At 70.5% G+C, this 12,498-nt stretch carries 10 protein-coding genes; 7 read left to right on the forward strand and 3 right to left on the reverse strand.

The genetic code is table 11. The annotated features are described in order from the left end of the window. On the forward strand, positions 1–779 hold a 779-nt coding region (gene glgA / locus AC08ON_RS04535), incomplete at its 5' end, for a glycogen synthase (protein ID WP_476616513.1). A gap of 22 nt (positions 780–801) precedes the next feature. Here the strand turns inward: glgA and rfbB are convergent. Then, on the reverse strand, positions 802–1,806 hold the full coding sequence (gene rfbB / locus AC08ON_RS04540; RefSeq protein WP_476606241.1) for a dTDP-glucose 4,6-dehydratase: 1,005 nt from the start codon (positions 1,804–1,806) through the stop codon (positions 802–804). A 459-nt stretch (positions 1,807–2,265) separates the two neighbouring features. On the opposite strand from rfbB, the gene AC08ON_RS04545 reads away from it, so the two are divergent. Both AC08ON_RS04545 and AC08ON_RS04550 read left to right on the forward strand, forming a co-directional pair. Continuing rightward, complete coding sequence (locus AC08ON_RS04545) at positions 2,266–3,879, forward strand: ABC-F family ATP-binding cassette domain-containing protein (RefSeq protein ID WP_011436109.1); 1,614 nt, start codon at positions 2,266–2,268, stop codon at positions 3,877–3,879. Between the two features lie 38 nt (positions 3,880–3,917). After that, positions 3,918–4,943 carry a cation diffusion facilitator family transporter gene (locus tag AC08ON_RS04550; RefSeq protein ID WP_476606240.1) on the forward strand — a complete coding sequence of 342 codons (1,026 nt, stop codon included), beginning with the start codon at positions 3,918–3,920 and terminating at the stop codon, positions 4,941–4,943. On the opposite strand, the gene AC08ON_RS04555 is transcribed toward AC08ON_RS04550, so the two are convergent. Further along, a complete protein-coding gene (locus AC08ON_RS04555) occupies positions 4,851–6,329 on the reverse strand; it encodes a hypothetical protein (RefSeq protein WP_476606239.1) in 1,479 nt (492 codons plus the stop codon). The two genes, AC08ON_RS04550 and AC08ON_RS04555, sit on opposite strands and share 93 nt — an antisense overlap. Positions 6,330–6,964: 635 nt before the next feature. On the opposite strand from AC08ON_RS04555, the gene AC08ON_RS04560 reads away from it, so the two are divergent. The 3 genes from AC08ON_RS04560 to AC08ON_RS04570 all read left to right on the forward strand — a co-directional run bounded on the left by AC08ON_RS04560 (position 6,965) and on the right by AC08ON_RS04570 (position 10,037). After that, positions 6,965–7,183 carry a helix-turn-helix domain-containing protein gene (locus tag AC08ON_RS04560; protein WP_009399485.1) on the forward strand — a complete coding sequence of 73 codons (219 nt, stop codon included), beginning with the start codon at positions 6,965–6,967 and terminating at the stop codon, positions 7,181–7,183. 3 nt (positions 7,184–7,186) lie between these two features. Then, positions 7,187–8,008 carry an enoyl-CoA hydratase/isomerase family protein gene (locus AC08ON_RS04565; protein WP_476606238.1) on the forward strand — a complete coding sequence of 274 codons (822 nt, stop codon included), beginning with the start codon at positions 7,187–7,189 and terminating at the stop codon, positions 8,006–8,008. 103 nt (positions 8,009–8,111) lie between these two features. Beyond that, the gene (locus tag AC08ON_RS04570) at positions 8,112–10,037 is read left to right on the forward strand and encodes an ABC transporter ATP-binding protein (RefSeq protein ID WP_476606237.1); all 1,926 of its coding nucleotides are present in this window, start codon (positions 8,112–8,114) and stop codon (positions 10,035–10,037) included. Between the two features lie 119 nt (positions 10,038–10,156). Here AC08ON_RS04570 and AC08ON_RS04575 read toward each other — a convergent pair whose 3' ends face one another. After that, the gene (locus tag AC08ON_RS04575; RefSeq protein ID WP_023841550.1) at positions 10,157–10,333 is read right to left on the reverse strand and encodes a hypothetical protein; all 177 of its coding nucleotides are present in this window, start codon (positions 10,331–10,333) and stop codon (positions 10,157–10,159) included. A 269-nt stretch (positions 10,334–10,602) separates the two neighbouring features. Here AC08ON_RS04575 and pyk point away from each other — a divergent pair, with 269 nt between their 5' ends. Then, a complete protein-coding gene (pyk, locus tag AC08ON_RS04580; protein WP_011436116.1) occupies positions 10,603–12,018 on the forward strand; it encodes a pyruvate kinase in 1,416 nt (471 codons plus the stop codon). Positions 12,019–12,498: the final 480 nt, after the last annotated feature.

A 12,498-nucleotide genomic window follows, 5' to 3' on the forward strand; every position in this document is an offset into this window, starting at 1 on the left:
CCGAGCAGCTGGGCGGGGGCTACCGGGTGTCGTCCTGGTGCGAGCGGGTCGCGATCGAGTCGGCGGCCGTCGCGGTCAGCGCGGGCATGCGGGCGGACATCCTCGATGCCTACCCGGCGGTCGATCCGGCCCGTGTGCACGTCATCCGCAATGGCATCGACACCGACGAGTACCGTCCGGACACCGCGACCGACGTGCTGGAACGCCACGGGGTGGATCCGGCCCGGCCAACGATGATCTTCGTGGGGCGGATTACCCGGCAGAAGGGGCTGCCGGTGCTGCTGCGGGCGGCGGCGACGATTGACCCCCGGGCGCAGCTCGTGCTCTGTGCCGGGGCCCCGGACACCCCTGCGCTGCTCACGGAGATCACCGACCTGGTCGAGGGCCTGCGCGCCGGCCGCGACGGCGTGGTCTGGCTGCCCGGGATGCTGACGAAGCCGGAGGTGATCCAGCTGCTCAGCCATGCCACCGTGTTCGTCTGCCCGTCGGTCTACGAGCCGCTCGGCATCGTCAACCTGGAGGCGATGGCGTGCGGCACCGCGGTCGTCGCCTCCCGGGTCGGTGGCATTCCCGAGGTCGTCGACGACGGCGTCACCGGTCTGCTGGTGCCGCCCGGCGACCCCGGCGCGCTGGCCGGGGCCGTCAACGAGGTGCTCGCGGACCCGGTCCGGGCGGCCGCGATGGGCCATGCGGGCCGGGACCGGGCCGTCACCGAGTTCGGCTGGGCGGCGATCGCCGAGCGCACCGCGCGGCTGTACGCATCGCTGACCGGCGGCTGACGCCTCAGCTCGGCTGGAGCCGTCAGCTTGTCCAGGCCGTTTCGGAGACCGGGGAGCGACCGAGCAGCGGACGCCACCAGGCTTCGTTCTCCTTGTACCAAGCGATGGTCGACCGCACGCCCTCGGCGAAGTCGATCAACGGCGTCCAGCCCAGCTCGGTCCGCAGCTTGGTGGAGTCCAGCAGGTAGCGGCGGTCGTGCGAGGGGCGGTCGGGCACGATCGTCTTCAACGACGCGGGCAGGCCGAGCTCGGCGAGCACCGTGTCGGCGATCGTCTCGATGTCCGCCTCGACGCCGGATCCGACGTGGTAGGTCTCGCCGAGCCGCCCGCGGTCCAGAACCGCGTCGATCGCCCGGCAGTGGTCCATCACGTGCAGCCACTCGCGCCGGTTCGTGGTGGAGGCGTACATCGGGAGCGACTCGCCCTGCAGCGCCCGGGTCACGAACAGGGGGATGACCTTCTCCGGGAACTGGTAGGGACCGTAGTTGTTCGAGCAGTTGGTGATCGTCACGGGGAGGTTGTAGGTGAAGCCGTAGGCGCGTACGGCGTGGTCCCCGCCGGCCTTCGCCGCGTTGTAGGGCGTGCGGGGGAGGTAGGGGGAGTCCTCGGTGAAGGCACCGGGGTCGTTGAGGTCCATGTCGCCGTAGACCTCGCAGGTGGAGATCTGGTGGAAGCGGGCCACCCCGACCGTGCGGGCCGCCTCAAGCAGGGCCTGGGTACCCATCACGTTCGTCGCGAAGAACTCGCCGGGACGGATGATCGCCAGGCTGTTGTGCGACTCGGCGGCGAAGTTCACCACCACGTCCACGGAGTGCTCCCGCAGCACCGACTCGACGAGCTCCTGGTCACGGATGTCGCCGTGGACGAACGTGACGCGGTCCGCGACGTCGGCGAGGTTCTCCCGGCAGCCGGCGTAGGTCAGGGCGTCGAGCGCCACGACCGCGTCCTCCGGATGCCGCGTCCGCCAGTAGCGGACGAAGTTCGATCCGATGAACCCGGCGGCTCCGGTCACGAGGAGCGTCGACATGGTGTGCCTTTCGATCGGTGCGCCTGCGCGGCGACGCATGCGGCTGGGCGGTGGACGGACGTCGCCCATGTTCTCGTGGCGGGCGGGCAGCGGCCTGGCCGGCGCGCGGCCACCCGGACGACGGCGGGTGACCGTGGGCGCACGGGGCACCTTACGCTCTGGCGCGTGGCGGACCTGTTCGAGGGTTATCCGGCGGCCACGGCGCCCGATGGCTTCCGTACTCTTGAGGTGATGAGCATCGTCGTATCGTGATCGTCGCGCGCCCGACCGTGCCGTCCCTGGTGGGCACGGTGCGCGGTCTACCCCGTGCCCGACCTACCCCGTGCCCGACCTCGGTCGTCCCGGTTCGCCGTGCTCTGGTGGGGTCCCCGCCGTTGTCCGTGTCAACCCGACGTCGCCGGTGTAACGCTCTGACGCTCGCCCGGCGTTGTCTGGAAGCCCGAAAGAGGCCCTACCTCGATGATCATTGTGTCCGAGCTCGAACTGCGTGCCGGAGCCCGCACTCTGATCGAGCCCGTATCCTTCCGGGTGCAGCCGAACGACCGGATCGGTCTCGTCGGGCGCAACGGGGCCGGCAAGACAACGTTGCTGAAGGTGCTTGCCCGGGAGGGGCTGCCGTTCGCCGGCACCGTCGACATTCGGGGTGAGATGGGTTACCTCCCCCAGGACCCGCGTACCGGCGATCTGGCCGACACCGCCCGTGACCGGGTGCTGTCGGCGCGCGGTCTCGACGTTCTCCTGCGCGAGATGGAGAAGCTACAGCTGGAGATGGCCGAGCTGGTCGACGCCACGGCGCGGGACGCGGCGATCCGCCGCTACGGCAGCCTGGAGGAGCGATTCGGGACGCTCGGCGGTTATGCCGCCGAGGCGGAGGCTGCCCGGATCTGCTCGTCGCTGGGCCTGGCCGACCGGGTGCTCGCCCAGCCCATCGGCACCCTGTCCGGTGGGCAGCGGCGGCGGGTCGAACTCGCCCGCATCCTGTTCGCCGGGTCCGGCAACGCCGACGCGACCCTGCTGCTCGACGAGCCGACGAACCACCTCGACGCCGACTCGATCGGGTGGCTGCGGGACTTCCTGCGCGCCCACACGGGCGGCCTGATCGTGGTGAGCCACGACGTCGACCTGCTCGACAAGTGCGTGAACAAGGTCTTCCACCTCGACGCCAACCGGGCCACCCTCGACGTCTACAACGTGAACTGGAAGACCTACCTCAACCAGCGCGAGCTGGACGAGCGCCGCCGTCGCCGGGAACGCGCCAATGCCGAGAAGAAGATTGACTCGCTGAAGGCGCAGGCCGACAAGATGCGCGCCAAGGCGACCAAGGCGCGGGCCGCCCATCAGATGGACCGGCGGGCCGAGCGGCTCGCGGCCGGGCTCGCCGAGGCGCGCGTCGCCGACCGGGTGGCCAAGCTGCGCTTCCCGGACCCGGCTCCGTGCGGCCGCACGCCGCTGACCGCCACCGGACTGTCGAAGTCCTACGGCTCGCTGGAGGTGTTCACCGGTGTGGACCTCGCGATCGACCGCGGCTCGCGGGTCGTGGTCCTCGGGCTGAACGGTGCCGGCAAGACCACGCTGCTACGCATCCTGGCGGGCCAGGAGGCGCCCGACGTCGGCCAGGTGCATCCCGGTCACGGTCTGCGTCTTGGGTACTACGCGCAGGAACACGAGACGCTGGACACCAGCCGCTCGGTGCTGGACAACATGCGGGCCGCCGCGCCGGGGACGTCGGACGTGGAGCTGCGTCGCATCCTGGGCGCGTTCCTGTTCAGCGGAGACAGCGTGGAGCAGCGAGCCGAGACCCTGTCCGGCGGCGAGAAGACCCGCCTCGCGCTCGCCGGACTGGTCTGCAGCTCTGCCAACGTTCTCCTGCTCGATGAGCCGACGAACAACCTCGACCCCGCCTCGCGCGACGAGGTGCTTGCCGCGCTCGCCACGTACCGGGGCTCGGTCGTCCTGGTCACCCACGACCCGGGGGCCGTCGAGGCCCTCGACCCGCAGAAGGTCCTGATGCTGCCGGACGGGGTCGAGGACAACTGGTCACCCGATCTGGCCGAGCTCATCACCCTGGCCTGAGCAGGGACCCTGCGCCGGGAACCGAACGGAGAACCTTTGTGAGTACGCAGGGCGGCACCAAGGCGGTCATGGCGGCACTGGCCGCCAATCTGGGTATCGCGCTGGCGAAGTTCGTCGCGTTCCTGGTCACTCAGTCGTCGTCGATGCTGGCCGAGTCCATCCACTCGGTGGCCGACTCCGGCAACCAGGGCCTGCTCCTGCTCGGCCAGAAACGTTCCGTCCAGCCGCCGGACGAGGAGCATCCCTTCGGGTACGGGCGGGCGCGTTACATCGCCGGTTTCCTGGTCGGGATCGTGTTGTTCAGCGTCGGCGGGCTGTTCTCGGTGTATGAGGGCGTCGAGAAGCTGCGCCATCCGCATGAGCTGGAGAGCGGGCTGGTCGCGGTCGTCGTCCTGCTGATCGCGGTGCTGCTGGAGTCGTACTCCTTCGCGACCGCCATGCGCGAGTCGAAGAAGACGAAGGGCGACCGGTCCTGGTGGCGGTTTATTCGGGAGGCGCGGGCCCCGGAACTGCCCATCGTCCTGCTGGAGGACCTGGCAGCCGAGCTGGGGCTGATCTTCGCGTTGCTCGGGGTCGGACTGACCTTGGCACTAGACGACCCGACCTGGGACGGCGCGGGAACGCTGGCCATCGGAGTGCTCCTGCTGATCGTGACCGTCATCGTGGCGACCGAGGCGTACGGCATGCTGGTGGGCGAGGCCGCCGCCCCGGCAATGGTCGCCACCATCCGCCGCACGCTCGCCGCCGCCCCGGGCGTCGCCACGGTCATCCACCTGCGCACGCTGCACCTCGGGCCGGACGAGCTGCTCGTCGCAGCCAAGATCGGTATCGGGGCGGAACTGGCGATGCCCGAGGTGGCCGCCACCATCAACGGCGCGGAGGCGGCGCTGCGGGCCGCGGTGGCGGTTCCGCTGCGCATCTTCCTCGAGCCCGACATCCTCCGCGACGAGCCGGGTCGACGACGGGATCCGTCAGCCGGTGCCGCCGGCGAGGCAGAGCCGCAGCGCGAGCGCGCTCAGGGCGCCGAGGGACATCAGTACCACCGGCAGGTTTCCCGCCCGTAGCTTGTCCCCAGGCAGTTCCGGTCGGGGACGGGGCGCCACCGCGGCCACCAGCAACCAGGGGAAAACCGGCAGCCAGGACTCTTCGACGTCGCCCTCGGCCAGTCCGAGGACCGTCGCGAACAGCATCGTCGCGCCGGCCCCCACCAGCAGCGGCCAGCCCGGGGTCAGCCGCAGGCGGCGCGCCGCCCGGACGAGAACCGGTCCGCCGACGAGGACGACCACGGTCAGATCCACGGCGATCCAGGCCAGCGTGCCGGCGAGCCCCGGCCGTGGCGCGCTCGCCAGGGCCAGCCCGTCGGGCCAGGAGAAACCCCACGCGTAGAAGAGCCACAGCGGCAGAAGCGCACCCAGGCCGGTCATGACGTTGAGGATGGGGCGACGGCGGACGAAGTAGGCCGCCGCGACCGCCACGCCAAGCCAGACCGAGGCGTAGCCGAACAGCCCCGCGAGGCCGAGCAGCAGCCCGCTTGCCAGCGCCCACCACATCGAGCGCCGACCCGGTTCGCATCCGACCACCCCCACCGCGACGGCCAGGGTGGCCAGGGTGGCCGTGACGGCGTCCGGGGACGCCGCCATCCATCCGCTCCACGGGGCCAGGACGAGGACGGGGACCAGGCGCCGGGCGGCCGTCTCATGGCACAACGAGCGCACCGCGATCGAGACGGCGGGGACGACCAGCGTGCCCAGGGCGGTGAACAGCATCCCGATCGCGACCGCGCCGTGCATCCCCACCCTGGTGAGCACCCAGACGGTCAGGACGAGGCCCGGAGGATGGGTCGGCAGGACGGCCGTGGTCCCCGCCGCGGCGTGCGTGGTGGTCGCGGTGTAGGAGGCGAGGAAGCCGAGCGGATCGTCACCGACGGCTTTCGCCGCCGCCAGGAGATCCGCCGGGATGCGAAGATCCGCCGTGATCTCCCCGGGTGCGACCAGCGCGAGCGTGCCGCTCCACGCCAGCGATCCGACGTAGCCCAGGACGAGCAGGACGGTCCAGGGCAGCCTGTTCGTCGGGCCGGTCGCCATGGCCGGGGTGTTCGGGGTGTTCGGGGTGTTCGGGGTGGCCGCCGGGGGGATGGTCGAGGCCCACCAGGCGGTGAGGGCAACCACGACCACGGCGATCGCGAGCGGGACCAGGACGAGGGAATCGAGACGGGGAGCCCATCCGCCGCGCAGCGGCGGGTCACCGATGCCCAGATCAAGGTCGCCGGCGGAGACGAGGAACATACCGACGAGACCGCAGGCCACCAGGATGAGCCACAGCGCCGCCTCGCTGGCCTCGGTATGCCCGGCGGACCCAGCCCAGGGCCGGGACAGGCCGCCACGCGGTCCGGGCGACCGGCTGGAGGCGGCGACAGCGGTCGGGCCGGAGGCGCCGTCCGTCGCGCTCACCGGTCCGTACCGAGGCAGACCGCGTAGCTGGGCACCTTCGGTGCCGACCAGGAGATCATTACGTCACCGACCACCACTGCACGGTAACGAGTCCGGTTCGCTCCCAGCGCCGCAGTTGCTTCCGATCCGGATGCCGGAGGTGCCGGCGGGGGTGCGACGAGCCGTCCGCGGTCTCGCCGGATCGGGCCTTGGCACGGGAGCGGGCCGGCCCCGACGAGGTGGCCAACCGGTGTCGGATGTGAGGAATCAGTCGAATCGATCGGCCGCGTTCGCGGTCCGTCGGCTCGCTCTGTACAGTGATCGACTGATGGTCGTACCTGCAGCGTTGCATCGAGAGAAGATCTCGATCGCGAAGATGACGATGTTCGTGGCGACGCGCCGATGCTGTTGTCGGGCCGCGTACCGGGGATTGGGGACACTGGTCTCGGTAGCACTGTCGGCCATGCGCGCCTGCTGTGCCAGCGGGTGGGTGCGACCCGTGCCATCGCTGGTGACCGCCGGCATGGAGGAAGGAACGCGAGGGCACGGTCATGCACCGGCGTCGCGTGTGATGGATCACATCTGCTTCGAGTGGCGCGTTTACTCAAGCTGAGTGAAGATCGGTTCGCAGATCATCGAACACGGAGGGGGCCACGTTGGCCGAGCTCAGGAAAGGAACCCGGATCACCGGCGCCGAGCGGGACAAGCTTGCCGCCGAACTTCGGAAGAAGTACGAAGGTGGGCAGAGCATCCGCCTGCTCGCCGAGTCCTCTGGTCGTTCGTACGGGTTCGTCCACCGGATCCTCTCGGAGTCCGGTACGACCCTGCGCGGCCGGGGTGGTGCGACCCGGGGCACCAAGAAGAAAAGCGCCTGAATCATGGCGGTCCCCGCCGCCGCTGTAGCGGCGGCGGCGGCCGGGCTGCGCGTGCGGGTCGCCGGGCCTCTCGTCACGATCGGGATGACGGACCTCGGTGATACCGGCGGGGCCGGCTCGTTCCCGGCTCTCGCGTCGGCGCTGGCCGGCGAACTGCGTCGGTTGACCGGTGAGGTCCGGGTCCTGGTTGTCCGGATGGGTCATCGCCCCCCGCCGGCCGCTGACCTCACCGACCCCGCACCCCGGGTGGGCGAGGGAGGACCTGCGGACGCCGTGGGGCGGCTGTCCCCGGCTGCGGGCTATCGCGCGTGGCGCGACGCGATGGGGCGGGTCTCCGACCGGTCCGACCTGATCAGTGTGGCCGTCGTGGACACGACGGTCGGCGACCTCGGTCTCGCGGTGACGGTCGCCTGTGACCTGCGGGTCCTCGCCGCGGATGCGCGCTTCCGGCTGACCTGGGCGCGTGACGGCCTCCTGCCCGCGGCCGGTGCCATGGGTCCGCTGGTCGAGCTCCTCGGATACGCGAATGCCCTGGACCTCTGCCTGACCGGCCGCGAGCTCGCCGCCGACGAAGCGGCCAGGATCGGGCTGGCCCAGCGAGTCCTGCCGCGTGAGCTGCTGGACGAGCAGGTCGGCGTGCTGGTCGCGGCGCTCCTCGCGGTTCCCCGCGATATCGCGGCCGAGGTGAAGGCGCTGATGCACGGCGCGCGGCGTTCCCGTCCCGCCACCCGCTCCGGCCGTCTCGACGAGCGGGCCGAGGACGAGGCCTGGGAACGCGTCGTCATCGCCCGCTCCGCTGCCGGTGACGACCCCGCGGCGGGGTGAGCGGCAGCCAGCACGCCCGACGGGCCGCATCCGCTGCGGGAATGCCCGTCCGCAATTCCTGCTTACCTCGTTACACACCAAGCACCGCCGCCAGGGAGGGCTGATGCGACCGGGAACGGACGGTTGGTCCACGATGCGTACCTTCCAACAGGACCGTTCGGTCACCCGGACCTCGCTACGGCCTGGCACCCTGCGCAGGATCGTCGCCTTCGCCCGCCCCCATCGGCGGCAGCTCGCCTACTTTCTCGCGCTCATCGTGCTCAGCTCGGCTGTCGGTGCGGTTGTTCCGATGATCTTCAAGGCGATCATCGACGACGGCATCGTGCGCCACCGGGTGGGGTTCGTGCAGGCGCTCGCCGCGGTCGTCGCGGGCCTGGCGTTCCTGGACGCCGGTCTGTCGCTCGCGCAGCGCTGGTTCTCGGCCCGGATCGGCGAGGGTCTGATCTACGAGATGCGCAGCCAGGTGTTCCGGCGCGTGCAGTGCCAGCCACTCGCCTTCTTCACCCGGACCCAGACCGGGGCGCTCATCAGCCGGTTGAACAACGACGTGCTCGGCGCGCAGTCGGCGTTCACCAACACGCTGTCGTCGGTGCTGTCGAATATTCTGTCCGCCGGATTCGTGCTCGCCGCGATGCTGGTGCTGTCCTGGCGGATCACCCTCGTTTCGCTCGTGTTGCTGCCGGTATTCATTATTCCGGCCCGCTTGTTCGCGCCCCGCCTGGCCAGGCTGACCCGGGAGAGCTACGGGTTGAACGCCGAGATGAACACGACGATGACGGAACGATTCAACGTGTCCGGAGCGATGCTCGCGCAACTGTATGGTTCGGCAGAACGGGAGGACGAGAACTTCCGTGTTCGGGCCGGGCGGGTGCGTGACATCGGGGTGACCCAGGCCATGTACGGCCGCATATTCTTCGTCTCGCTCACCCTGGTCGCCTCGCTCGCGACCGCGATCGTCTATGGTATAGGCGGTCGGTTCGCTGCCCAGGGCAGCCTGGAGGTCGGTACCCTGGTCGCGCTCACGGCCTACCTCGGACGACTCTACGGGCCGCTCACCCAGCTCTCCAACGTGCACGTCGACGTCATGACGGCGCTGGTGTCCTTCGAGCGGGTCTTCGAGGTGCTCGATTTGGAGCCGGCGATCGCCGACCGGCCGGGCGCTGTCGATCTGCCGGCCGGCGCGGCGACCATCGAGTTCGATCATGTCGGTTTCCGTTATCCGGCCGCCGACGAGGTCTCCCTGGCGTCGCTGGAGTCGGTCGCCGTACTCGACCCGCGGGTGCCCACGCCGGTGCTGCACGATGTCACCTTCCGGGTCGAGCCGGGGCAGGTGATCGCGTTGGTCGGCCCGTCCGGAGCGGGCAAGACGACGATCAGCCAGCTCGTTCCGCGCATGTACGACGTGCGGTCGGGGTCGGTACGCATCGGCGGGCACGACGTCCGCGATCTCACCCTTCGGTCCCTGCGGTTCGCTGTCGGTGTGGTCACCCAGGACGCGCATCTGTTCCACGACACCATCCGCGCGAACCTGGCCTTCGCTCGGGTGGACGCCTCGGACGAGCAGATGTGGACCGCTCTGGACGCGGCGCGGATCGGGCCGCTCGTGCGCTCCCTGCCGGACGGCCTGGACACGGTCGTCGGTGACCGGGGCTACCGCCTGTCCGGCGGGGAGAAGCAGCGGCTGGCCATCGCCCGGCTGCTGCTGCGCGAACCGGGCATCGTCGTGCTGGACGAGGCCACCGCGCACCTCGACAGCGAGTCCGAGGCCGGCGTGCAGCAGGCGCTGACCGCCGCGCTGGTGGGACGGACATCCCTGGTCATCGCGCACCGGCTGTCCACGGTGCGCGACGCCGACCGCATTCTGGTGGTCGACGACGGGCGGATCGTGCAGAGCGGGACCCATGAGGAGCTGCTGGCCCGCGGCGGGCTCTATGCCGAGTTGTACCGGACCCAGTTCGCCCCGGTCACGCCCGTCGGTGCTGGTGCGGGGTGGGCCGAAGGGGCCAGTGCCCCACCGGTCGGGGTCTGACTCCTGGGCCACATCCGGGCGCGCCACGTTCGGGCGGCCGGCGTCGCGCCGACCCGACAGGTGGGCGGCGACCGGCCGTGGTCCGCAGCCGGTCGCGGACCACGGCCGCCCGTCATGGCCTAAGATCCGGGCTCGGCCGAACGAAGCGCTGCGGCCGTGGGGGAGCTCTCGCCGGCCGCGCTGCCGGCGTGCACCTCCGAGGCGACGACGCTGGTCTCGGCGGGAGCCATGACGTCGGCGACGGCGATGTCGATGTCGCCGGACGGCTGGCGGTGGATGGCGGGATTTTGTTTCATATCGGCTCCGGGGGGACTCGATCGTGCCCTACCGACTTCCGCATCCGAGGAAGCGGATCCCAGGAACGTCCGGCGCCCTTGCCGTCTTTCCCGTATCACACGCGTCAACCGACAGGAGTGTGGCGCGGACGATATGAACGGTACGCCGCCGCGCGACCACGTGCAGCATATAACGGATACGCCTGATCTGACTACTTCTCGGGCCGCCGCGCGCGCCTCCCGGTGGCCCCCGTGTGCAATGACCGACGATCAGTACTTAGGCTCTGGGTGTGCCCCGTAGAGCCAAGATTGTTTGTACCCTCGGCCCCGCGACCAGCTCGCCAGAGAAGGTCCGGGCCCTCGTCGACGCGGGAATGGACATTGCCCGACTGAACTTCTCCCACGGAACACACGAACAGCATGCCGTCACTTACGCGCGGGTGCGCGAGGCCGCGGAGGCGGCCGGCCGCAGCGTCGGCACGCTCGCCGACCTCCAGGGACCGAAAATCCGGCTGGGGAACTTCGCCGACGGCGGGGTCACCCTGCTGCCCGGTCAGCGGTTCACCGTCACGATCCGTGATGTTCCCGGCGATCAGCATCAGGTCGGCACGACCTACCCGGGCCTGCCGGGCGACGTCGCGGCCGGGGATCGCGTCCTGGTCGACGACGGCCGCCTGGTCCTGCAGATTGACGGGGTGACTGACACCGACGTCCACACCACGGTCGTTGTCGGCGGGCCGGTGAGCGACCACAAGGGGATGAACATTCCCAACGCCGCGCTCACCGTCCCGGCGCTCACCGAGAAGGACGCCGCTGACCTGCGGTTCGCTCTCAACCTCGGGGTGGACATGGTCGCACTGTCCTTCGTCCGGAGCGCCGTGGACGCCGCGGCGGTGCATGCGATCATGGATGAGGTGGGGATCCGGGTTCCGGTCCACGCCAAGATCGAGAAGCCGCAGGCGGTCGCCGAGCTCGACGAGATCATCGAGGCGTTCGACGGTCTGATGATCGCCCGTGGCGATCTCGGGGTCGAGCTGCCGCTCGAGGACGTGCCGCTCGTGCAGAAGCGCGCCGTCAGCCAGGCCCGGGAGCGGGCCAAGCCGGTGATCGTCGCGACCCAGGTGCTCGAGTCCATGGTCAGCGCGCCGCGGCCGACCCGTGCCGAGGCCAGTGACTGCGCCAACGCCGTCCTGGACGGCGCTGACGCGATCATGCTGTCGGCGGAGACGAGCGTCGGTGCCTACCCCATCGAGGCCACGGCCACCATGGCGCGCATCATCGAGACCGCCGAGGCCGACCTCGGCCGGATACCGCCCCTGCGGACCGAACCGCGCACGCTCGGTGGGGCACTCGCCCAGGCCGCCGCGTCGGTAGGAGCCGCGGTCGGCGCCCGTTACCTCGTGGCCCACACCCTCAGTGGTGACACGGCCCGGCGACTCGCCCGGTACCGTACCGAGGTCCCGGTGCTGGCCTTCACGCCGATTCCGGCTGTTCGCAACCAGATGGCGCTCTTCTGGGGCGTGGAAACCTTCCTCGTGCCGTTCGCGGACAGCACGGACGAGATGGTCCGCCAGGTCGACAGCGCCCTCTTCCATATTGGCCGATGCAAGCCGGGTGAACTGGTGGTCGTCGTCGCCGGGACGCCGCCGGGCGTGGCCGGCATGACCAACATGATGCGGGTCCATCGCATCGGGGAGGCCATCTGACCCCACCGTCTGGCGTCAGCGTCGCATCCCTGATCTTTGATCCCTGACCGAGAACTGGCATACCTCGAGCACCCCGAGCCGCGCCGACGCCGAGTCCGCCGGTCACCGGCGGCCCGCCGGCGCGGCCCCCGTTGTGCCGTTGCCGTTCTGGCACATGTCAGGCGTGGACCGATGACTGTCATGATGAGGCCCAGCTGGGCCTAGGCGGACAAGCTGGGGGCGTGGTACGGCCCGGGCCCGGCCGCCTCCGGTCCGTACCGGGTCGGCCGGCGGCCTGTTGCATACGGTGTATGTCAGGAAGTGGTGGGATGGCCGAGCAGGGAAGTGGGACGGACGGTCAGGCGTCCGACGCCCGGTCGACGAACGGCGACGCCGCGGCCAATCCCGAAACCGGAGTACCCCGGACCGGGCAGAGCGGTGGGACCACGGAGAAGACCGCACCGCGCCCGGGGGCCGGGAGGAACGCGGCCGCCACGTCCG

The organism is Frankia sp. CoWAU3, from assembly GCF_977971855.1.

Bases quoted from the DNA above. Each gene is read 5' to 3' on its own strand.
- AC08ON_RS04565 (WP_476606238.1), top strand. From the start codon at position 7,187: ATGGCGGTCCCCGCCGCCGCTGTAGCGGCGGCGGCGGCCGGGCTGCGC.
- AC08ON_RS04545 (WP_011436109.1), top strand. From the start codon at position 2,266: ATGATCATTGTGTCCGAGCTCGAACTGCGTGCCGGAGCCCGCACTCTG.
- AC08ON_RS04570 (WP_476606237.1), top strand. From the start codon at position 8,112: ATGCGACCGGGAACGGACGGTTGGTCCACGATGCGTACCTTCCAACAG.
- AC08ON_RS04575 (WP_023841550.1), bottom strand. From the start codon at position 10,333: ATGAAACAAAATCCCGCCATCCACCGCCAGCCGTCCGGCGACATCGAC.
- rfbB (WP_476606241.1), bottom strand. From the start codon at position 1,806: ATGTCGACGCTCCTCGTGACCGGAGCCGCCGGGTTCATCGGATCGAAC.